Genomic DNA, 20,568 nt, shown 5'->3' on the forward strand with positions numbered 1-20,568 from the left:
GCATCAAAAAACAATCAAAAACAAAAACAAAATTCTTGTCCAAAAAATCCTCGACACCAGCCAAAACATAACTGGCACAAGAAAATTTCTCTTACACACTATCGAGTTCTCAAAAAACACACACCCACCAACACCACACAACAACTTTCGCTGTGCGAACTTCAATGAGCAGAGCCTGTTGTCCGTCTCGCGGGCAACTGTTCCAGACTACATCCGGAACCCGTCCCGGTCAACTCGCTGTGGTCAGCCTCACCAGTAGGCCGGCACCAGACTTTCTGACCGGCAGGATCACTACTGTAAACAAGCTTGATCCTGTTTGTCAACCTGCGATACCGAATTTCTGGAAGAAACTTGGTCGCTGACGACTTGGACTAAGTTACACAGGGCCGAACGGGAACACAACTCGACTGGTCAGGGCGGTTTCGGTGGCATGACCTGTCCTATCGGTCAGTCACCGCGCCTGATCGGACAGTTCCCGACCGCCCTGCCCTGGACTTAGCGTTTGTGCATGAACGGACCGACTCCGACCAGCACCGCGCTCACCGAGGCCGACGTGTCGCCGGTGACGGACTCCGAGCTCGTGCACAGCCGCGACGTGGTGCGGCGGTACGGCGCCGAACGCGACGTCCAGGTGCACACGGGTGCCGACCGCTTCCGTGTCCGCTCCACGCCCGAGTCGCTGCGCCTGCATCACCCACTCACTGCGGACACGATCAGCGACCAGACGGTGGTCGCCGGCCTGTGCGGTCTCGTCGACGAGGGTCTGATCGTCGGACAGGACGAGTTCGAGCAGGTCTTCACCGAGGTGGTGCAGTCGTGCCACGTCGATCCGGCCGCGGCGTGGCGGCACTTCTACCGCAATTCGGTGCGGGAACTGCGCGGTACGGACGGTGCGTTCAGTCCCGTGCACCGACGCGCACGCTCGCTGCTGGTCGGCGACTCCGTGCTCGAGGTGGGTTCCTGCTTCGGACTGCTCGCGTTGCAGTGCGCCCAGGACGGCTTTCGGGTGAGTGCCTGCGACATCTGCCCGGGTGCGCTGGAGCTGCTCGACGCGGCCGCGGCCGACTTCGGGGTTCCGCTGGCGACGTCGCTCGCCGACGCCCGGTCGCTGCCGTATGCCACCGACTCGTCGGACACTGTGACGCTGATCCACCTGTTGGAGCACCTCGACGGCCCCGATGTGACGCGCGCGATCGACGAAGCGGTACGGGTGGCGCGTCGACGCGTAGTGATCGCGGTGCCCTACGAGGAGGTGCCGAACGAGCACTTCGGACACCGGCAGCGGTTGACCGAGGCCGACCTGCACCGATGGGCTGCCGACCGGCCGGACTGCTCGGTCGAGATCTTCGACGACCACGGCGGCTGGCTGGTCCTGGAACCGCGCTGACGGAGTCGCCCGGGATTGAAGCCCCCGGCCAGGAGCCCTCGACGCGAACCGCCTCTCGGGCTCGAGGCCCTCAGATGAGGCCGCGCTTGCTGGCGACGTAGACCGCGTCGGTGCGCTTGGAGACGCCGAGCTTCCGGATCAGGTTCCGGATGTGGAACTTCACCGTCGACTCGGAGATGTAGAGCCGGCGCCCGATCGCCGGGTTCGACAAGCCGTCGGCCATCAGCCGCAGCACTTCGCGTTCGCGGTCGGTGAGTTCGGCGGCCACCTCGCGCTCCCCTGCCATCGCGCGCATCACGCTCAGCGAGCTCCGCGGGTCGAAGGCGCTGCCGCCGTCGGCGAGGGCCCGGATCGCGCGCACGAGTTCGGTAGTGTCGACGTCCTTGACCACGTACCCACGCGCACCGGCGCGGACCGCGCGGACCACCAGGTCGTCGTCGAGGAAGGTGGTCAGCACCAGGATCGACAGGTCCGGGTTCCACCGGTGCAGTTCGGCGATCAGGCGCATGCCCTCGTAGTCGGTGCCCGCGGTGAGTTTCAGATCGACCACCACGACGTCCGGGCGCGCATGCGCCACCTCGGTGAGGGCGCCGTCGTAGGTGCCGGCCTCCCCGACCACGGCGATGCCGTCGTGTCGGTCGAGCAGCGCGCGCAGACCCTCGCGGAGGACGGCGTGATCGTCGACCAACACGGTGCGGATCGTCGGTGCCCCGGCCACAGCCTCGGTTCCGTCTTCGGTCATGCCGATCCCCTTTCCCCGATATCCCTGGCCCCGATCTCACTGACCCCTATCCCGGTGTCCCCGAGCGGGATCTCCACCGCGATGCGGATGCCGCCGGCCCGGGATCGGCGGATACGCAGCGAGCCGCCCAGTTCGCCCGCCCGCGAGGCCATGTTGGCCAGGCCCCGACGACGACCGCCGGCGACGTCCCCGGCCGAGGCCGCACGCAGCAGGCTGCGCAACCGGCCCGGATCCCCGATGCCGTCGTCGTCCACCGCCAGCAGAATCCGATCGTCGGTGTACCCGAGGCTCACCGTGACGTGACCGGCATCCGCGTGCACGGCGGCGTTGAACAGCGATTCGCCCGCGATGCGCAGCACCGCGTGCTGGATCTCGCCGGGCAGTTCCCGCGGCCGGCCGCGCACCGTCACGGTGGCCGCGGTCTGCGCGGGCATGTGCAGCTCGCACAGTCGATCCAGGGCCTCGGCGATGCTGGCCGACGGGTCGCTCGCGTCGTTGAGCGTGTAGATCACGTTGCGGAGCTGACCGACCGCTTCCCGCGAGAGCAGCATCGCCTTGTCCAGGTGGTCGGCCACCTCGGCGTCGACGTGCCCGCGGCACAGCTCGATCTGCAGGCCCGCCGACAGCACCGACTGCCCCACCGAGTCGTGCAGTTCCCGGGCGATCCGGCTGCGCTCGGTGTTCAGCAGCGCGGTGCGCTGGACCGCCGACAACTCGCGCTGGGTGCGCTCGAGTTCGGCGTTGCGGTCGGCGAGCTCGGTGGCGCGTCGCCGCGTCTCGAAGAAGAGTTCGGCGTTCACCATCGCCACCGCCGTCTGGCGCGCGAGGATCTGCAGGACCTGCAGGTCGGCCTGGTCCACCTGCCGCTCGGGCGGCGTCCAGGCCGACAGCCCGCCGACGAGTCGGCCGCGATAGGCGATCGGGACGTGCAGGTGGTGGTCGTCGACGATCGGTGCGGCGAGCACGGCCCGTTCGCCGCGCAGCAGGTCGATCAGTCGGTTGAGCACCTCGACCGGCAGTTCGGTCGGTGCATGCGCGATGCTCACGCCTTCGAAGGCCAGGATGCCCCGCTCCGGGGCGGCGATGAGGTGGCGCGGCGCCGCCTGTTCCAGCTGGCCGTCGGCCAGGGCGAAGACCACCCACTGCGCGGTGAGGTGCTCCCGGACCGTCTCGACCACGTCGACGACGAGGCGTTCGGGCCCCTGATCGGTCTGCGCCAGCGCCCCCGAGATGCCTTCGAGCGCCGCCATCACGCGGTGCAGGCGCGCCTCGCTGCCGCGGTACTGGGCGTAGTGCCCGCCCTTGACGCTGCTCAGCCCGACCAGGCTGGCGAGGTCGTCGCCGGGGGCGGTCTCGTCGCGGGGTGCGGGGCGCGGAATGTTCACGTCTACAGCGCCGCCCGGTAGACGTCCAGGATGCCGACCGCCTCGGGGCGGCGCGGGTTGGTCATCATGCAGGAATCGGCCAACGCGCGCTCGGTGAGCAGCTCCAGGTCACCTGCCCGCACACCGAGCGGACTCAGCGTCGACGGCATCCCCACCCGCTCGGCGAGGCCACCGATCTCGTCGGCCAGTCGGTCGGCCACGGTGCGGTCGCCCCCGGTGTCGGAGAGTCCGACGGCGCCGGCCAGGACCGCGAAGTCGTCGGCGCACACCTCGGCGTTGTACCGGACCACGTGCGGCAGCAGCACCGAGTTGACCGTGCCGTGCGGCGCATCGCAGTAGCCGCCCACCGGGTGGCTCATCGCATGCGCGGCACCGAGGATCGCATTGGTGAAGGCCATGCCGGCCCGCGTCGCCGCCAGCGACATCTCCGAGGCGGCGTCGGCGTCGTCCGGGCTCTGCACGAGGCGTTCCAGATTGGTCCACACCCCGGTGAGCGCATCCACGGCGAGCGCGTCGGTGAGCCGCCCGCGGGCAAGCGAGACAAACGCCTCCACGCAGTGGGTGAGCGCGTCCATCCCGGCCTGCGCGATCACCTCAGGCGGTGCGGTGGACACCAGTTCCGGGTCGATCACCGCCACGTTCGGCACCAGGGTGCGACCGACGATGGTCACCTTGGTGCGTCGCTCGGTGTCGTTGATGATGCAGAACTGCGAGACATCGGCGCCGCTGCCGGCCGTCGACGGGATCGCGACCAGCGGCGGCAGCGACACCGCGGCCTTATCGATCCCCTCATACTCCAGAATGTCGCCGCCGTTGGCGGCCAGCACGGCGACGCCCTTGGCGGTATCGATCACCGAACCGCCGCCGAGCGCCACCAGCCCGTCCGCGCCGTGGTCGGCGTAGGCCTCGCGACCGGCGATCACCTCGCTCGACCGCGGGTTGGGCGTCACATCCAGGTAGGTGGCCGGCTGCAGGCCGCGGCGGCGCAGATCGTCGAGCAGCCGTTCGAGCCACGGCGTCCGGGCAAGATTTCGATCGGCGACGACCAGCGGCCGTTCGACGCCGAGCGCGGCGACCGCGTTCGCGGCCTGCGCCAGCGCCCCGGGACCGAAGAGGATCTCCGGGGTCTGGAACTTGGTCAACCGGTGCAGCCCCTGCCCGCGCGGCGGGATAGACAACATCGACGTGCACCTCCTGTGCGCTGGTCCCCGAGCGATCACCGCCGGGGCCGCCGAAGTCTCATCGCAGCGCGGCCCCGAGTTCGTCGCAGCGCTCCAGGACCTCGGCCCCGTCGCGTGCACTCACCACTGCCGCACATTGTTCCGCGTAATCGCCCAACGCACACCCGGTCTGGGACCAATAGCGTTCCGGTTCCGGTGTCAGCCACGCGACGCGGTAGGCGCGGCGGGCTACTTCGTCGAACAGGTCCGTCCGCGGATCGAAGGCGTTGTGCCGCGCGTCGCCGACCACCAGCACGCTGGTCCGCGAGGTGATCAGGTCGCCGTACTCGTCGAGCAGCTCGTGCCACATCCGCCCGTAGTCGCTGGTCGCCGAGAGATCCAGACCGTCCGCCGCCAGTACGGCCGCCAGCGCGCCGTCGGGCGAGGCGCTGCGCAGGGCCGGTGTCACCCGGACCGGGCGGTCGACGAAGGCGACCACCTCGCACCGGTCCCCGAATTTGTGCAGGGTCTGCGCCAGCCGCAGGATGAAGCCGGTCACCGGGCGGACCGAGATCGAGACGTCGACCAGGACCAGCAGCCGCACCGGACCGGGAGTGGTGCGGCGCCGCCACAGCTCCAGCGGCACCCCGTCGGTGGCGACCGCCGCCCGCATGGTGCGCCGGAAGTCGAGGCGACCGGCGGTGGTGAGCCGGCTGACCCGGCGCGGGGCGCCGCGCATGCGCTGCACCAGTCGATGGCAGGCGCGGTCGATGTCGGCCTGGTCGCGGTGGACGCGGGTGGGCGGATCGTCGACGGTGCTCAGCACCGCGGCACCGGCCAACCGGTCGGTGAGAGCTTCCACGAAGCGGGTGAGCGCCTCCTCGAGTTCGGCGATCGCCGCGGCGTCGAGTCCGGCCGCACCGTCCACGCCGTAGGCGTGCCGGCCGTCGCTCGCGTCCAGGGCACGCAGCAGCGCCGCCGCGTCGGCGAGGTTCAGCGTGGTGCCCTCCACCCGCGTGGCGGCCGCGGTCAGCTCCCCGACCTGGGAGGCGTCCGCGTGCTCTACTTCCACGGTGTAGGTGACGCCGCCGGAGACACTGGAGTTCTCGGTGTCCACCTGGAGTTGCTCGGCGCCGCCGGAGACCGAGAAGTCGTTTTCCTCGCGGTGGGCGCTCTGCGCGTTCCGTTCGCGGGCGTCCGGATCGTCGGCCATCAGGTCGCCGATCTCGACGGTGTGCTCGTCGGCGCCGATCATCCGGCCGCCGCCGCTGAACTCCTCGTCCCAGTCGATGTCGTCGGGCAGGCCCGACAGCAGGCCGCGGACCCGCGGCAACTCGTCGTCCTCCGCGTCGGCGTGGTGGCCGAGGAAGAACAGGGCCAAGGCCTCCTCGAAACCGTCGCGCTCGTAGCCGTACTTCACGGTGACCGCGCGCAACGCGGTGCGCAGCTGCTCCAGATCGGCGCCGCCGACCAGGTCGAGCACCCGGCAGATCTCGATCACCTCGGCGGGGCTGGCCTGCACCGAGAACAGCCGGAGCACCCGGCCGAACTCCACCGCCAACCGCACCAGGAGCCGGTCCGGCCCCGTCTGCACGTCGTGCGCGGCGAGCATGTCAGCTCCGCGCGGAGCTGCGTGCGCGGCCGGCGCCGAAGGCGCGCTCGGTGACGGTGCCGCCGGGGCTGCTCCCGTCCACCCCCACCGCGATCCGGTTCTGCTCGGCGGCGTCGACGGCCAGCACGCGCCGGACGTGGTCCAGATCGGTGCCGAACTTCACCAACAACGACAGCAACGCCGGATCCTGGCCGCCGATGCGCTCGCCGGTCGACGTGTCACCCACGTCGGCCAGGCGCGACGCGGCGCGGGCCGCGTCGATCACCTCGGCGATCGACGGGCTCTTACGCAGCGGCAGCTCGCGCAACCGCCGGGCCAGATCAACGACGTCGGCCACCACCGACTCCTCCACCTCGGGGGCCCGCACCGCGACGATGCGGCGTTCCCGTTCGGCGTCCGGATAGTCCACCTGGAAGTGCAGGCAGCGGCGTTTGAGCGCCGGCGACAGCTCGCGGGTGTCGTTGGAGGTGAGGATCACCCACGGCGCCGAGCGCGCGGTGAAGGTCCCCAGTTCGGGCACGGTGACCTGCCGTTCGGCGAGCACCTCCAGCATCACCGCCTCCATCGCCTCGTCGGTGCGGTCCACTTCGTCGACCAGCAGCACGGTCGGCGTCTCGGCGATGATCGCCGCCATCAGCGGTCGCGGCACCAGGAAGTCTTCGCTGTAGACGCCCACCTCGGTCTGCGCGAGGGCCGCACTGGCCTCGGCGAGCGAGTCGTAGGCGGCGAGCTCCGCGCTGATCCGGTCGCGCAGCATCTGGACGTGCAGCAGCTGACGGGCGTAGTCCCACTCGTAGAGGGCGCGGGAGTCGTCGAGCCCCTCGTAGCACTGCAGGCGGATCAGTGACCGCCCGGAGGCGGCGGCGAGTGCCTTGGCCAGTTCGGTCTTACCGACACCGGCCGGGCCTTCGAGGAGTAGCGGCCGGTCGAGCACCGTGGCCAGGTGCACCACCACCGCGAGGTCGTCGGGAATCAGATAGCCCTGCTCGGCGAGTGCCGCGGACAGTGCTGTGGCGGTGGCGAATTCGGTGTCGGTCATCATGTCCCTCGGTGTGGTGTGTCCTCGGTGATCGGGTCGAACGAAGGGAGCAGACCGCCGACCCCGCGTCGGGGGAGTGCGGGATCGGCGGTCCGCACCTGCGCGGCCAGGTCGGTCAGTAGCTGTCGACCATGGCGTGGCGGACCATCGGAATCATCGACTCGACGGTGCAGGTGCGCGGATTACCGGGCGTGCACCAGTCACCCATCATGTGCTCGGAGATGGCCCGGATCTGGGCCTCCGAGGTGTCGACGCCGTCGCCCTTGCCCGCGTACTTGCCGGTGTTCATCCGGTTCTTCTCGTAGCTGTTGACGTTCAGCTGACCGAAGTTGTCCGGAATACCGAGATCCTTGGAGATGCGGATGGCTTCTTCCACCGCGGCGTCGGCCGCCTGCACCGTGCTCATCCGGGAGGTGTCCACGCCCAGCAGCGCGGCGATGTCGGCGAACCGTTCGTAGCGCGCCGGCAGGTTGTACTCCCACACGCGCGGCAGCGCGATCGCGTTGTTCAGACCGTGGTGGCTGTCGTAGAACGCGCTGAACGCGTGCGAGAGCGAGTGGACCAGGCCCAGACCGCCGGAGTTGAAGGCCTGCGCGGCGATGTACTGCGCGTGCATCATGCCGGTGCGGGCTTCCAGGTTGTGCGGCTCGTAGACGGCGGTGCGCAGGTGGTCGCGGATCAGTTCGATCGCGTACTTGGCATTGCCGAGCGACGGCGCGAAGTCCAGCCGCGAGACGTAGGGCTCACTGCAGTGCGCCAGCACGTCGAACCCGCAGAACGCGGTGAAGTGCTCGGGGCACGAGTAGTAGAGCAGCGGGTCGTCGATCGCGAGATCCACCAGGCAGGTGTCGTCGAAGGCCACCCACTTGTGCGGGTTCTCCATGTCGGAGGTGTCGGTGATGACGTACGCCCACGAGGTCTCCGAGCCGGTGCCGGCCGTGGTGGAGACGGCGATGTGCTTCGGGTTCTCCTTGTTGGTGGCCTTGGAGAAGCCTTCGAATTCGTTGATGTTGCGGCCGTCGTGGGCGATCACCATGCGGGCGCCCTTGGCGGCGTCGTGGCTGGATCCGCCGCCGACGGAGATGATGCCGTCGCACTTCTCCGACTGGTAGCGCGCCGCCGCGTCCATACAGTTGTAGTCCTTGGGGTTGGACTCCACCTCGTCGAAGACGACGACGTCGACGCCCTGCCACTCGATCTTGCCCTTGATCTCGTCGATGATTCCCGAGCCGCGCAGGCCGGTGGTCATCAGCAGCACGCGAGTCATGCCGAGGTCCTTGGCCTCGACGCCGATCATGTCGTGCGCACCGACCCCGAGTTTCGCCTTCGGGAACGGGTGGAACTCCTTGATCGGGAAGTCCCAGATCTGATTCAGCTCGATTGCCATCGGATGTCTCCTTGTCGAACAGTCGTCGGCGGATGTCTTTGTGACATCCCCAGACTGTCGCCCAGGTCACACCCTCGACAAGGGTCCTTGACCGCTTGCGCGGCCGGTCGGTCCCACCGGTCAGTGGCGGCCCTGTCCGACCGGACAGGTGACCGCCCTCAGAAGCTAGTCGCTGATGCGCTCGATGACGCCGCCAAGGCGGCGCAGGTGCTCTTCGAAGTGCGGGTAGCCGCGATCGATGTGCTCGATGTCGTGCACCTCGGTGACGCCGTCGGCCACCAGCCCGGCCAGCACCAGACCGGCGCCGGCCCGGATGTCGCTCGACCAGACGGGCGCGCTGGAGAGCTGCTCCACGCCGCGCACCACCGCGTGGTGACCGTCGGTGCGGGCGTCGGCGCCCAGGCGCACCATCTCCTCGACGAAGCGGAAGCGCGCCTCGAAGACGTTCTCGGTGATCAGCGACAGTCCCTCGGACACCGTCGCCAGACCGATCGCCATCGGCTGCAGGTCCGTCGGGTAGCCCGGGAACGGCAGGGTCGCGGTGTCCACCGCGCGCGGCCGGTCGTCCTGGCGGACCCGGAAGCCGTCCGGCAGTCGATCCACCCGGGCGCCCGCATCCTCGAGCTTCTTGAGCACCAGGGCCAGGTGCGCCGGGTCGATTCCGAGCACCGTCACGTCGCCGCGCGTCATCGCCGCCGCGATGCCCCACGTGCCGGCCACGATGCGGTCGCCGACCACGTGATGCGTGGTGGGGGTCAGCTCGGCCACGCCGGTCACCGTGAGGGTGCCGCTGCCGATGCCCTCCACCCGGGCGCCCATCTGGTTCAGCATGGTGCATAGATCGACGATCTCCGGCTCGCGGGCCGCATTGTCGATGGTGGTGACGCCCTCGGCCAGCACCGCCGCCATCAGAATGTTCTCGGTGGCGCCCACCGACGGGAACTCCAGGCTGATCGCCGCGCCGGTCAGCGCCTCCGCCTCCGCCACCACGCAGCCGTGCTCGATGGTGCTGTGCGCGCCGAGCGCCCGCAGACCCGACTGGTGCATGTCCAGCGGCCGCGAGCCGATCGCGTCGCCGCCGGGCAGCGCCACGACCGCACGCTTACAGCGCGCCATCAGCGGGCCCAGCACGCAGACCGACGCCCGGAACTGCTTCACGGCATCGAAGTCGGCGTGATGGTCGGGCAGCTCCGGGGAATCGACCACCACGGTATCGCCGTCGATCTCCACCTGTGCTCCGAGACCGCGCAGGACCTCCGCCATCAACGGCACATCGGCGATCACCGGCACGTTGGTCAGCACGGTACGCCCGTGCGCGAGCAGTGCCGCGGCCATCAGCTTCAACACACTGTTCTTTGCACCGACCACAACCACCTCGCCGGAAAGGCGGGCTCCCCCGGTCACCAAATAGCGATCACTCACGGCGCTAGCTTAGGGCACCGAGAGCCGAGGCCGCCGATCGACGACGCCGACGCGCCTCTCCCGCCCCGGAAGCACGGGACCGACGCACGCGTGACCGACGCGCGAACACCTCCTCGGGACGGCCTGGCGTACCGTCGACCCATGGCTGTCCACTTGACGAAGATCTATACCCGCACCGGAGACGACGGCACCACCGGTCTCTCGGACTTCTCCCGCGTCCCCAAGAACGACCCGCGCGTCGCCGCCTACGCCGACTGCGACGAGGCGAACGCCGCCATCGGGCTGGCGCTGACCCTGGGCGGAGACGTCCCGGCCGACATCGCCGCGGTGCTCGCCACCGTGCAGAACGACCTGTTCGACGCGGGCGCCGACCTGTCGACGCCGATCGTGGAGAACCCTAAGTATCCCCCGCTGCGCATCGAGCAGGGCTACATCGACGGGCTCGAGGCCTGGTGCGACAGCTTCGGTGCGGAACTGACCCCGCTGGACTCGTTCATCCTGCCCGGCGGCACGCCGCTGTCGGCGCTGCTGCACCAGGCCCGGGTGATCACCCGGCGCGCCGAGCGTGCGGCGTGGACCGCCGTGGAGGCTTTCCCGGACGACACCGGCGTGCTCCCCGCGAAGTACCTGAATCGCCTGTCGGATCTGCTGTTCATCCTCGGCCGCGTGGCGAACGTCCGCGCCGGCACCAGCGATGTGAAGTGGGTTCCGGGCGCGAACCGGAATCGCTGACCGACTCCTACCGAATCAGCGCGCGCCGCGGCGGCGAGACCGTCGCGGCGGGCGCGATTCCAGCCAGGACGAGAACGCCGTGACCAGGATCGGCGACATGGCGATCTCGTAGTCGCCGGAACCGGGACCGGGACCGGTGACGTGCAGTTCGAGCACCACCATGTCCGGGTCCATGATCTCGAGTTCGGTGCCCTCCGGGGCACGTCGACCATGCAGCTCCACGTGCCGCCGCGGCAGGGCCGCCGTCGGCCCGGGCAGCAGCGCCGTCAGCCGGTAGTAGACCAGGGCGAATTCGGTGTAATGCACCGACCCGTGCCGCCACCCGCGATCGCTCTCGGCGGGCAGGGCCCGCAGGATCACCGGGGTGCCGGCGCGCCGCACCTCGCGCACCCGATAGATCAGACCGGCCAGTAACAGCACCGCACCGACGACCAGCGCCAGGACCAACCAACCCCACCACGGCATTCGGTGCACCCTTCAGATAGTGAAAACGTCACCAGCCGCCCCGCCAGGCGGGACGGCTGATGACGTGAATCATGTCAGACTCGGTCGCTAACTCACAGCTTCGACGGCACGAATCCGAGAACGAGCCTGCAGGTACGCTGCCGACCCCTCCTCTGCCGCCTCGAGAGCAGCGCGTTCGGCCGCCAGATCGATCTCGTCCGCGAGCTGTGCGGACTCGGCCAGCACCTTCGCGTCGGTACCGGTCACGTTCAGGAAGCCGCCCTGAGCCGCGATCGCAAGCTTGCTGCCGTCGGCCATGGTGACCACGACGCAGCCACCGGGCGCGAGCTCGGAGAAGAGAGGCGCGTGGCTGGCCAGGATCCCGACCTCGCCGTCGGTGGTCTGCGCCCGCAGGAACGTCGCATCCCCGGAGTACAGCACCTGATCGGGCGAGACGACGTCCACCCGGAAGGTCTTGTCAGCCATGGTTCGCGACTACTTTCCGGCGATCTTCGCGGCAGCGGCCTCGACGTCGTCGAGTCCACCGCAGCTGTTGAACGCCTGCTCGGGCAGGTGATCGAACTCGCCCTTGCACACGCGGTCGAAGGCGTCGATGGTGTCCGCGAGGGGCACAACCGAACCGACCTGGCCGGTGAACTTCTCGGCGACCAGGAAGTTCTGGCCGAGGAACTTCTGGAGACGACGGGCGCGGCCCACCGTGACCTTGTCCTCTTCGGAGAGCTCGTCCATACCGAGGATGGCGATGATGTCCTGCAGTTCCTTGTACTTCTGCAGGATTCGCTTGACCTCGTTGGCGACGCGGAAGTGCTCGTCGCCCACGATCGAGGCCTCGAGGATACGCGAGGTCGAGGTCAGCGGATCCACGGCCGGGTAGATACCCAGCTGCGAGATCGGGCGCGAGAGCTCGGTGGTCGCATCCAGGTGCGCGAAGGTCGTCGCCGGCGCCGGGTCGGTGTAGTCGTCTGCGGGGACGTAGATCGCCTGCAGCGAGGTGATCGAACGGCCCTTGGTCGAGGTGATGCGCTCCTGGAGTTCACCCATCTCGTCGGCCAGCGTCGGCTGGTAACCCACGGCCGAAGGCATACGACCCAGCAGGGTCGAGACCTCGGAACCGGCCTGGGTGAACCGGAAGATGTTGTCGATGAACAGCAGCACGTCCTGGTGCTGCACGTCGCGGAAGTACTCGGCCATGGTCAGGGCCGACAGGGCGACGCGCATACGCGTGCCTGGGGGCTCATCCATCTGACCGAAGACGAGGGCGGTGTCCTGAAGGACGCCCATCTCTTCCATTTCCAGGTGGAGGTCGGTGCCCTCACGGGTACGCTCACCGACGCCGGCGAACACCGAGGTGCCGGAGAACTCGCGAGCGATACGGGTGATCATCTCCTGGATCAGAACGGTCTTGCCGACACCGGCACCACCGAACAGACCGATCTTGCCGCCCTTGACGTACGGGGTCAGCAGGTCGATGACCTTGATACCGGTTTCCAGGATCTCGGTCTTACCCTCGAGCTGGTCGAAGGCCGGGGGCTTGCGGTGGATACCCCACTGCTCGCCGTCGCGACCGGTACCCGGTGCGTCCAGGCAGTCGCCCAGAGCGTTGAAGACGTGACCCTTGACGACGTCGCCGACGGGCACCGAGATCGGCTTGCCGGAGTCGGTGACGGCGGCACCGCGGACGAGTCCGTCGGTGGGCTGCATGGAGACGGTGCGCACCACGTTGTCGCCGAGGTGCTGGGCGACCTCGAGGGTCAGCACCTTGGCCACGGCCGGGAGGGTGACCTCGGCGTGGAGAGCATTAAACAGGGCCGGCACGGCGCCGCGCGGGAACTCGACGTCGACGACCGGGCCGATGACCCGGGCGACGCGACCCGCGGTCGCCGAGGCGGCGGCGGTCGGGTCGGTGACTGCTGCAGTCATGGTTTTTTCTCTTTCCTCGATATGTCTTGTCAGTGCGCGAGCGCTTCGACGCCGCCGACGATCTCGCTGATTTCCTGGGTGATCTGCGCCTGGCGGGCCGCATTGGCCTGACGGCTCAGGTTCTTCTCCAGCTCCGTCGCGTTGTCGGTGGCCGCCTTCATGGCGGTACGACGTGCGGCGCTCTCCGAAGCAGCCGAGTCGAGCAGCGCGGCAAAGATCCGCGCGGCCACGTACTTCGGCAGCAGGGCGTCGAGCAGCCCGTTGGGGTCGTCGCCGCCGAACTCGATGTCGGCCTGCACGCCACCGGCGGCGGGCGACTCGTCGAGCATGTCGCGGCCCAGATTCATCTGTTCCAGCTCGAAGTCGACGTCGATCGGCGCCATGCGGCGCACCACCGGCTGCTGCGACAGCATGGACACGAAGCGCGTGTAGACGATGTGCAACTCGTCGACGCCCTCGATGTCACCGCTGCCGTCCGGCAGGGGCACGTTCTCGCCGCTGCCGGCGAGGAACGAGTCCACCAGGTGCTTCACCGCGGCGGCGCCGTCGGCGAACACGGGCTGCTGCGAGAAACCGGACCAGCTGCCGGCGACCTGGCGGTCACGGAAGGTGTAGTACCCGATGCCCTTGCGGCCCATCACGTACAGCACCGGCGTCTTGCCCTCGGAGCGGAGCAGCGACAGCAGCTCTTCGGTCTCCTTGAGCACGTTCGAGTTGTAGCCGCCGCACTGACCGCTGTCGCTGGTCACGACCAGGACCGCGGCGCGCTTCGGATCGTGCCGTGCGTTGAGCAGCGGAATCTGGTCCAGGTTCGCCCGCGACGCGAGCGACGCGACCACCTCCGTGATCTCCTCGGAGTACGGACGAGCGGCAGCCACTCGCGCCTGCGCCTTGGTGATGCGCGACGTCGCGATCAGCTCCTGCGCCTTCGTGATCTTCTTGGTCGACTCGATCGACCGGATCCGCGAACGCAGTTCCCGAATGGAGGCCATGACTACTTCGTCTTCTTCGTCACTCGGATCGTCTCGGACTCGACGTCTTCAGCGGCCATGGGATCGGCTGCGACCTCGACGACACGCGAGCCGTCCGAGGCGATGAAGCCGGCCTTGAAGTTGTCGGTGGCCGTCGCCAGCGCGGCCTTGTCCTCGGCGGAGAGCTTCTTACCGCCGGCGATGTTGGCGTAGACGCCCTTCGCACTGTGGTGCAGGTCGCCGAGCAGCTCGCTCTCGAAGCGACGGACGTCGGCGACGGGCACCGAGTCCATGAAGCCTTCGCCGCACAGGTACAGCGAGACGATCTGGTCCTCGACGGCGACCGGGCTGTACTGGTCCTGCTTGAGCAGCTCCACCCAGCGGGCGCCGCGCTCGAGCTGAGCCTTCGACGCGGCGTCGAGGTCCGAGGCGAAGGCCGAGAAGGCTTCCAGCTCACGGAACTGAGCCAGTTCCAGACGCAGCGAACCGGAGACGTCCTTCAGACCCTTGGTCTGAGCGGCGCCACCGACTCGGGAGACCGAGATACCGACGTTGATCGCCGGGCGGACGCCCTTGTTGAACAGGTCCGACTCCAGGAAGACCTGGCCGTCGGTGATCGAGATGACGTTGGTCGGAATGAACGCCGAGACGTCGTTGGCCTTGGTCTCGATGATCGGCAGACCGGTCATCGAACCGCCGCCGAGCTCGTCGGACAGCTTCGCGCAACGCTCCAGCAGACGCGAGTGCAGGTAGAAGACGTCACCCGGGTATGCCTCGCGGCCCGGCGGGCGACGCAGCAGCAGCGAGATGGCGCGGTAGGCCTCAGCCTGCTTCGACAGGTCGTCGAACACGATGAGGACGTGCTTGCCCTGGTACATCCAGTGCTGGCCGAGGGCCGAACCGGTGTACGGAGCCAGCCACTTGAAGCCGGCCGAATCGGACGCGGGGGCGGCGACGATGGTGGTGTACTCCATCGCTCCGGCCTCTTCCAGCGCGGTCTTGACGCCGGCGATGGTCGAGCCCTTCTGGCCGACGGCGACGTAGATGCAGCGAACCTGCTTCTCCGGATCGCCGGTCGCCCAGTTGTCCTTCTGGTTCAGGATGGCGTCGATGCAGACCGCGGTCTTGCCGGTCTTACGGTCGCCGATGATCAGCTGGCGCTGGCCGCGACCGATGGCGGTCATGGCGTCGACGGCCTTGATACCGGTGGCGAGGGACTCCTCGACCGGCTGACGTTCGAGCACCGAGGCGGCCTGCAGTTCGAGGACGCGCTCTTCGTCGGACTCGATGGTGCCGAGACCGTCGATCGGCTGGCCCAGCGGGTTGATGACACGTCCGAGGAACTTGTCGCCGACCGGCACCGACAGCACGTTGCCGGTCCGCTTGACTTCCTGGCCCTCTTCGATGTTCTCGTAGTCACCCAGGATGACGGCGCCGACCGCATCCAGGTCGAGGTTCAGCGCGACGCCGCGAATTCCACCGGGGAACTCGAGCAGCTCGTTCGCCATGGCGCCGGGCAGTCCGCTCACGTGAGCGATGCCGTCGCCGGTGTCGGTGACGAGGCCGATCTCTTCACGAGTGGCCTCCCCGCGCACCTCCTCGGTGTAATTTGCGATCGCGCTCCGAATCTCATCGGAGGAGATGGTCAACTCGGCCATATTCCTGCCTGCTCTTCCTGGGCTTGCTTAAAGGGGTGGGGAATCGTTGTTGCTTGGGTGGTCACCGCAGGCTGCGGCGCAGGGCCGCCAGCTTGCCGGCGATACTTCCGTCGATGCGTTCGTCGCCCACGCGGACCACGACGCCACCGAGAAGCTCGGGGTCGATCTCGACGTGCAGGGTGACCGGCGCGCCGTAGATGCCCGAGAGCTTGTCGGCCAGTTCGGTCCGCTGCTGCGCGGACAGTTCGCCGGCGGAGGTGACGTAGGCGACCTTGCGGCCGTTGGCGCCGGCGGCGAGCCCGGAGAGCTCGTCGATGACGTCGCCGGGCGCGTCGGCGCTGGTGGTGACGGCCTGCACGGCGAGACGACGGGTCACGTCGTCGACCTTACCGGCGATCAATCCGTCGAGGAGTCCGGCGCGATCGGCCTGCGACCGCGTGCGGTCGGACAGGGCCTGCTCGAGTTCGGTGTTCTCCTTGACCGTCCGGCCGAGCAGGAACAGCTCTTCCTCGACCGTGTCCAGGCGACCGTCGGCCTTGGCCGAAGCCAGCATGGCCTCGCGACCGAGTTCCTGCAGAGCGGAAGCCAGATCGCTGTCGCTGGACCAGGGGCGCGCGGCGGCCGAAGCCACCGTGGTACGCGTGACCTCGCTGACCTTGCCCTTGAGCACGTCGCGAGCGACGTCGGCGCGGGCGGCGGTCGGCGTGGCCGAGTCGGCCAGAGCAGTACGCAGCGCACGATTGTCGGACACGGTCTGGGCGAACGAGAGCAACTCGTCACCGATGGTGACCGCCTCCGCGCTCGGAACACCGCGCAGGGCGGCTTCCAGCTCGACGCGGGCGCCTTCGAGGGCTTCGCGGCTTGACGCTGCGTACATCTACCTACATTCCTTCTAGTGGCATGGCACGACGGAGACGGTCACAGGTACGGCGAAGATCTCTCCGCCGCCCTGCACCTGACTCCGCCATCATCGGAACTCTTACTTCGCGGCCTGATCGGCGACGTCGTCGAGTTCCGCGAGGAACCGATTGACGGTGCCGGCCTGCTTGGTGCCGTCGGACAGCTCGGACGCGACCAGCTTCTCAGCGAGGTCGACCGACAGTCGGCCCACGTCGCCGCGCAGTTCGGAAACGATCTGCTGACGCTGGGCAGCGAGCTGAGCAGCGCCGTTGGCGATGATCCGGTCGCTTTCCGCGGTGGCCTGGGTCTTCATATCGGCGATGATCTGCGTGCCCTGCTGGCGCGCCTCATCACGGATACCGGCCGCCTCTTCACGGGCGCCGGCGAGCTGCTCGCGGTACGCCGTGAGCGAAGCGTTGGCTTCGGCCTGTGCGGCCTCGGCGCGCTCGATGCCGCCCTCGATGGTCTCGCGACGCTCGTCCAGGACCTTCTGGTAACGCGGGATCACGTACTTCCAGAAGACGAAGAGAACGACGGCGAAGGCGACCAACGACCAGATGATGTCGTACCACGCCGGCAACAGCGGGTTCTGATTGTCCGTGCTCTCCTCCGCGAGGAGATACAGGTCAGTGGTGTTGATCATGTCGGTGTCTCAGATCAGAAGATGAAGCCGACGACGATACCGATCAGCGCCAGTGCCTCGGAGAGTGCGATACCCAGGAACATGGTGGTGCGGATCTGGCCGGCGAGCTCGGGCTGACGGGCGATACCTTCGATGGCCTTGCCGGCCACGATGCCCACGCCGATGCCCGGGCCGATGGCGGCCAGGCCGTAACCGATGGCACCGAAGCCGGAGCCTTCGAAGGTGGTGGTGGTGTCGGCGAGAGTCTGGGCGATGTAGCTCATCTTTTCGATTCCCTTTTCTTTCTTGGTGGCTCCCCGCCCGGGCGGACGAGTGAGTCAGTTCTGGGGGTTTGGAGGAGCCGCTCGGGGTTGACCGGCTCCGGGAGGTTTAGTGCTGGTCCGCGTGCAGCGACTGGTCGATGTAGACCGCGGTCAGCAGCGCGAAGATGTAGGCCTGCAGGCCGATGACCAGCAGCTCGAAGAAGGTGAAGCCGACGCCCGCGAGCAACGCGAAGGGGGCGAAGACGACGTGCCAGGTACCACTGAACAGGAAGTACTGGGTGGCTGCGAAGAACAGCACCAGCATGATGTGACCGGCCAGCATGTTGGCCATGAGTCGAATGGTCAGCGTGAACGGACGCAGGACGAAGGTCGAGATGAACTCGATCGGGATCAGCAGCGGCTGAATGGCCAGCGGGACGCCGGGCAGCACGATCGAGGACTTGATGAAGCCGAAGAAGCCGTACTTGGCGATACCCACCCAGAGGTAGGTGATGTAGGCGACGGCGGCCATCACCAGCGGCATGCCGATGCGCGCGTTCGAGGAGATGTTCAGGAACGGCACGATCGACGAGAGGTTCAGGAAGATCGTGGCGAAGAAGATCGAGGCGATGATGGCCAGGAACTTGCGGCCGTTCTCCTTGCCCAGGATCTCTTCGGCGATGTTGATCCGCACGAAGTCGAGCATGGACTCGGCGACGTTCTGCACACCGCGGGGAATCACCTTGGGGCTGCGCATCGCGAACGCGAAGCCGGCTGCCACCAGCACGGAGATCACGACCCGCATGATGGTGATGCGGTTCAACTCGAACACGGTGCCTTCGAACAGGACCGCGGGCGGGAAGAAGTCGTTCAGGCTCGGCGTGTGGAACTCTTCGGCGGCGAGGAGCAGACCCTGCTCATTGAGCTGGGTCGCAGTGGCCAGGATGACGCTCAGCGTTCTCTCCCGTGTTCGGGACCGAGGAGCCCCGTGGACTCTCGGTTCGATCGGCTATCGGTGCGGGCACAGTGCGGCCGCAGCGCGTTGAGGCGTTGCTTCCGCAGTGGTGGTGCGTGCAGAACTTTATCAAGGCGAACCCGGGTGAAACCAATCCGGCCCCCGCGGCGAGCTCGTTCCTCGGTGCGATCCGCTCCTACTATCAGAGGTAGTAGCAGGTCAGCACCCGGAATTATGGTACTCGTCACTTACCCGTCGGTGGTGAGTCTTCGCCGACCTCGCTGCCGGAGGCTTCCGGCTCGACGTACGGCGAGTTGGTGCTCATCACGCCCCAGACCTCGGAACCGAGCACCGCGACGATGGCGCCGATCAGCATGCTGACCAGGGCGCCCTTGGAATAGAAGTCCATGTTCGCCAGTACCGCCATCACCACCAGCACCACCACCATCTTGAGGAACCACGACCCCATGACCGTGGCCATGGTGATCGACGGCGACATCTTGGCGGTGGCCATGATCGAGATGACGGTCAGCAGAATGAAGCTGCCGCCGACGCCGGCGCCGATGAGGACGCCCCAGACCCCCGGCAGTCCGTCGATCGGCCACCAGATCACCAGCCCGATCAGGGTCAGCGCGAGCAACCCGAGCAGGCCGTAGCGAAGCCCGTTCTTGAGGGGGGCCAGGGAGTCGTAGACGGTCTCGGCTACGTCCTCGTCGGGCGACAGATTCGGATTCTCGGCATTCGTGGACACGCGCCAAGGCTAGCGAGTGGCGAGCCTGCGACTCAACCGAGGAGCGAAGGTGGCGGCCAGCGCGATCAGCAAGCCGACGAAGAAGAAGGGCGCCACGGCCAGCGGGGAGAACAGCGTGCACGCGGCCACCGACAGCGCCAGCACCCCCACCCACAGGTAGATCAGCAGTGCCACGCGACGCGAGGAGTGGCCCAGTTCCAGGAGCTTGTGGTGCAGGTGCATCTTGTCCGGAGTGGCGAAGCTGACACCCGCGCGCGTGCGGCGGATCACCGCCAGCACCATGTCGAGCAGCGGGATGAAGACCACCGCGGCCACCAGGATCAGCGGCGACAGCAGGGTGAACATGTCGGCGGTGCCGTACGCGCTCAGCGCCGGGCGGCCCGACGCGCTGGTCGACGCCGCGGCCAGCATCAGGCCGATCAGCATGGCGCCGGAGTCGCCCATGAAGATGCGTGCCGGGGAGAAATTGTGCGGCAGGAAGCCCAGGCACGCACCGGCCAGCGCGGTGGTGATCAGCGCAGGCGAGTAGTAGTTCACGTCGCCGCCCTGATCGTGCAGCAGACCGAGCGAGAAGATGAGGATCGCGATGGACGCGATCAGCCCGAGACCCGCGGCCAGGCCGTCGAGGCCGTCGACGAAGTTGATGGCGTTGATCGTGGTGACCGTGATGACCACGGTGAGCAGGCCCGCCTGCAGCGGGTCGAGCACCACGGTGCCGATGTCCGCGAACGGCACGTAGACCACGTACCAACTGACCCCCATCACCACGAGCACCCCGGCGGCGGTGATCTGGCCGACGAACTTGGTGAGGGCGTCCAGCCCCCACCGATCGTCGATCACGCCGACCAGCACGATCACCAGGCCGGCGGTGATCACCGCGATCATGTCGGGTGTGTAGGCGAACCCGCGGTTGAGGGCGGGCAACTGCGCCGCGAGCGCGATCGCGCACACCACGCCCAGGTACATGCCCACTCCCCCGAGGCGCGGGGTGGGGATCAAGTGCACGTCGCGTTCACGCGGGACGGCGACCGCCCCGGCACGGACCGCGAAGACGCGGACCAGCGCGGTGATCAGGTACGTGATGCCGGCGGCGGTCAGCCCGACCAGCGCCAGCTCGCGCAGCGGAACGCCGACCCCGCCGACGGAGTCCAACGCGAGCAGCTGCACGCCGCTTCCCGATCCAGTCACGCCAGACAG

20 protein-coding genes are annotated in these 20,568 nt (G+C 68.0%); 2 read left to right on the plus strand and 18 right to left on the minus strand.

All coding sequences use genetic code 11. From position 1 onward, the window contains the following. The first annotated feature begins 508 nt into the window (after positions 1–508). Entirely contained in the window at positions 509–1,387 is an 879-nt protein-coding gene (gene mftM, locus ABD989_RS08750) for a mycofactocin oligosaccharide methyltransferase MftM (protein ID WP_345313200.1), read from the plus strand. Positions 1,388–1,457: 70 nt separating this feature from the next. On the opposite strand, the gene ABD989_RS08755 is transcribed toward mftM, so the two are convergent. From ABD989_RS08755 to murA, 7 genes are all read right to left on the minus strand, one after another. After that, the gene (locus ABD989_RS08755; protein WP_246995069.1) at positions 1,458–2,129 is read right to left on the minus strand and encodes a MadR family response regulator transcription factor; all 672 of its coding nucleotides are present in this window, start codon (positions 2,127–2,129) and stop codon (positions 1,458–1,460) included. Beyond that, positions 2,126–3,514 (minus strand): MadS family sensor histidine kinase, encoded by a 1,389-nt coding sequence (locus tag ABD989_RS08760; RefSeq protein ID WP_246995067.1) that lies wholly within the window; start codon positions 3,512–3,514, stop codon positions 2,126–2,128. Before ABD989_RS08760 ends, ABD989_RS08755 begins: the two co-directional genes overlap by 4 nt. A gap of 2 nt (positions 3,515–3,516) precedes the next feature. Beyond that, entirely contained in the window at positions 3,517–4,695 is a 1,179-nt protein-coding gene (locus ABD989_RS08765) for an iron-containing alcohol dehydrogenase (protein ID WP_345313201.1), read from the minus strand. Positions 4,696–4,753: 58 nt separating this feature from the next. Then, positions 4,754–6,286, minus strand: coding sequence for a MadC family VWA domain-containing protein (gene madC / locus ABD989_RS08770; RefSeq protein ID WP_345313202.1), 1,533 nt, complete (start codon positions 6,284–6,286; stop codon positions 4,754–4,756). 1 nt (position 6,287) lies between these two features. Beyond that, positions 6,288–7,325 carry a MadB family AAA-type ATPase gene (locus ABD989_RS08775; RefSeq protein WP_246995061.1) on the minus strand — a complete coding sequence of 346 codons (1,038 nt, stop codon included), beginning with the start codon at positions 7,323–7,325 and terminating at the stop codon, positions 6,288–6,290. Between the two features lie 115 nt (positions 7,326–7,440). Next, on the minus strand, positions 7,441–8,712 hold the full coding sequence (gene mdo / locus ABD989_RS08780; protein WP_246995059.1) for an NDMA-dependent methanol dehydrogenase: 1,272 nt from the start codon (positions 8,710–8,712) through the stop codon (positions 7,441–7,443). 165 nt (positions 8,713–8,877) lie between these two features. Beyond that, entirely contained in the window at positions 8,878–10,134 is a 1,257-nt protein-coding gene (gene murA / locus ABD989_RS08785; protein ID WP_345313203.1) for a UDP-N-acetylglucosamine 1-carboxyvinyltransferase, read from the minus strand. Positions 10,135–10,275: 141 nt separating this feature from the next. Between murA and ABD989_RS08790 the strand changes: the two genes are divergently transcribed. Then, on the plus strand, positions 10,276–10,866 hold the full coding sequence (locus tag ABD989_RS08790; protein WP_246995056.1) for a cob(I)yrinic acid a,c-diamide adenosyltransferase: 591 nt from the start codon (positions 10,276–10,278) through the stop codon (positions 10,864–10,866). Positions 10,867–10,881: 15 nt separating this feature from the next. Here the strand turns inward: ABD989_RS08790 and ABD989_RS08795 are convergent, their stop codons facing one another. The 11 genes from ABD989_RS08795 to ABD989_RS08845 form a co-directional block, all read right to left on the minus strand. Continuing rightward, positions 10,882–11,331: a DUF2550 domain-containing protein gene (locus ABD989_RS08795; protein ID WP_345313204.1), complete on the minus strand. Its 450-nt coding sequence runs from the start codon at positions 11,329–11,331 to the stop codon at positions 10,882–10,884. An 87-nt stretch (positions 11,332–11,418) separates the two neighbouring features. After that, positions 11,419–11,796 carry an ATP synthase F1 subunit epsilon gene (atpC, locus tag ABD989_RS08800; protein WP_246995052.1) on the minus strand — a complete coding sequence of 126 codons (378 nt, stop codon included), beginning with the start codon at positions 11,794–11,796 and terminating at the stop codon, positions 11,419–11,421. Between the two features lie 9 nt (positions 11,797–11,805). Continuing rightward, complete coding sequence (gene atpD / locus ABD989_RS08805; RefSeq protein WP_246995050.1) at positions 11,806–13,251, minus strand: F0F1 ATP synthase subunit beta; 1,446 nt, start codon at positions 13,249–13,251, stop codon at positions 11,806–11,808. 29 nt (positions 13,252–13,280) lie between these two features. Then, entirely contained in the window at positions 13,281–14,243 is a 963-nt protein-coding gene (locus tag ABD989_RS08810) for a F0F1 ATP synthase subunit gamma (RefSeq protein ID WP_345313205.1), read from the minus strand. Positions 14,244–14,245: 2 nt separating this feature from the next. Beyond that, positions 14,246–15,880, minus strand: a complete 1,635-nt coding sequence (gene atpA, locus ABD989_RS08815) for a F0F1 ATP synthase subunit alpha (protein WP_345313206.1) — start codon at positions 15,878–15,880, stop codon at positions 14,246–14,248. A gap of 61 nt (positions 15,881–15,941) precedes the next feature. Beyond that, positions 15,942–16,757 (minus strand): F0F1 ATP synthase subunit delta, encoded by an 816-nt coding sequence (locus tag ABD989_RS08820; RefSeq protein ID WP_246995044.1) that lies wholly within the window; start codon positions 16,755–16,757, stop codon positions 15,942–15,944. 102 nt (positions 16,758–16,859) lie between these two features. Further along, entirely contained in the window at positions 16,860–17,423 is a 564-nt protein-coding gene (locus tag ABD989_RS08825) for a F0F1 ATP synthase subunit B (RefSeq protein WP_246995042.1), read from the minus strand. A gap of 14 nt (positions 17,424–17,437) precedes the next feature. Next, positions 17,438–17,686, minus strand: coding sequence for an ATP synthase F0 subunit C (locus tag ABD989_RS08830; protein ID WP_005937765.1), 249 nt, complete (start codon positions 17,684–17,686; stop codon positions 17,438–17,440). Between the two features lie 106 nt (positions 17,687–17,792). Further along, positions 17,793–18,611, minus strand: coding sequence for a F0F1 ATP synthase subunit A (atpB, locus tag ABD989_RS08835; protein WP_246997005.1), 819 nt, complete (start codon positions 18,609–18,611; stop codon positions 17,793–17,795). 253 nt (positions 18,612–18,864) lie between these two features. Next, on the minus strand, positions 18,865–19,371 hold the full coding sequence (locus ABD989_RS08840; protein ID WP_345313207.1) for a Cg1360 family ATP-synthase-associated protein: 507 nt from the start codon (positions 19,369–19,371) through the stop codon (positions 18,865–18,867). Between the two features lie 9 nt (positions 19,372–19,380). Beyond that, the gene (locus ABD989_RS08845) at positions 19,381–20,559 is read right to left on the minus strand and encodes a glycosyltransferase family 4 protein (protein ID WP_425556505.1); all 1,179 of its coding nucleotides are present in this window, start codon (positions 20,557–20,559) and stop codon (positions 19,381–19,383) included. Positions 20,560–20,568: the final 9 nt, after the last annotated feature.

The sequence above is a fragment of the Gordonia alkaliphila genome, assembly GCF_039542465.1.
GTDB classification, from domain to species: domain Bacteria; phylum Actinomycetota; class Actinomycetes; order Mycobacteriales; family Mycobacteriaceae; genus Gordonia; species Gordonia alkaliphila.

Excerpts from the sequence above, each read along its gene's own strand:
- mftM (WP_345313200.1), top strand. The coding sequence starts at position 509 with ATGAACGGACCGACTCCGACCAGCACCGCGCTCACCGAGGCCGACGTG.
- ABD989_RS08755 (WP_246995069.1), bottom strand. The coding sequence starts at position 2,129 with ATGACCGAAGACGGAACCGAGGCTGTGGCCGGGGCACCGACGATCCGC.
- ABD989_RS08765 (WP_345313201.1), bottom strand. The coding sequence starts at position 4,695 with ATGTTGTCTATCCCGCCGCGCGGGCAGGGGCTGCACCGGTTGACCAAG.
- madC (WP_345313202.1), bottom strand. The coding sequence starts at position 6,286 with ATGCTCGCCGCGCACGACGTGCAGACGGGGCCGGACCGGCTCCTGGTG.
- ABD989_RS08775 (WP_246995061.1), bottom strand. The coding sequence starts at position 7,325 with ATGACCGACACCGAATTCGCCACCGCCACAGCACTGTCCGCGGCACTC.
- mdo (WP_246995059.1), bottom strand. The coding sequence starts at position 8,712 with ATGGCAATCGAGCTGAATCAGATCTGGGACTTCCCGATCAAGGAGTTC.
- ABD989_RS08790 (WP_246995056.1), top strand. The coding sequence starts at position 10,276 with ATGGCTGTCCACTTGACGAAGATCTATACCCGCACCGGAGACGACGGC.
- ABD989_RS08795 (WP_345313204.1), bottom strand. The coding sequence starts at position 11,331 with ATGCCGTGGTGGGGTTGGTTGGTCCTGGCGCTGGTCGTCGGTGCGGTG.
- atpC (WP_246995052.1), bottom strand. The coding sequence starts at position 11,796 with ATGGCTGACAAGACCTTCCGGGTGGACGTCGTCTCGCCCGATCAGGTG.
- atpD (WP_246995050.1), bottom strand. The coding sequence starts at position 13,251 with ATGACTGCAGCAGTCACCGACCCGACCGCCGCCGCCTCGGCGACCGCG.
- ABD989_RS08810 (WP_345313205.1), bottom strand. The coding sequence starts at position 14,243 with ATGGCCTCCATTCGGGAACTGCGTTCGCGGATCCGGTCGATCGAGTCG.
- atpA (WP_345313206.1), bottom strand. The coding sequence starts at position 15,880 with ATGGCCGAGTTGACCATCTCCTCCGATGAGATTCGGAGCGCGATCGCA.
- ABD989_RS08820 (WP_246995044.1), bottom strand. The coding sequence starts at position 16,757 with ATGTACGCAGCGTCAAGCCGCGAAGCCCTCGAAGGCGCCCGCGTCGAG.
- ABD989_RS08825 (WP_246995042.1), bottom strand. The coding sequence starts at position 17,423 with ATGATCAACACCACTGACCTGTATCTCCTCGCGGAGGAGAGCACGGAC.
- ABD989_RS08830 (WP_005937765.1), bottom strand. The coding sequence starts at position 17,686 with ATGAGCTACATCGCCCAGACTCTCGCCGACACCACCACCACCTTCGAA.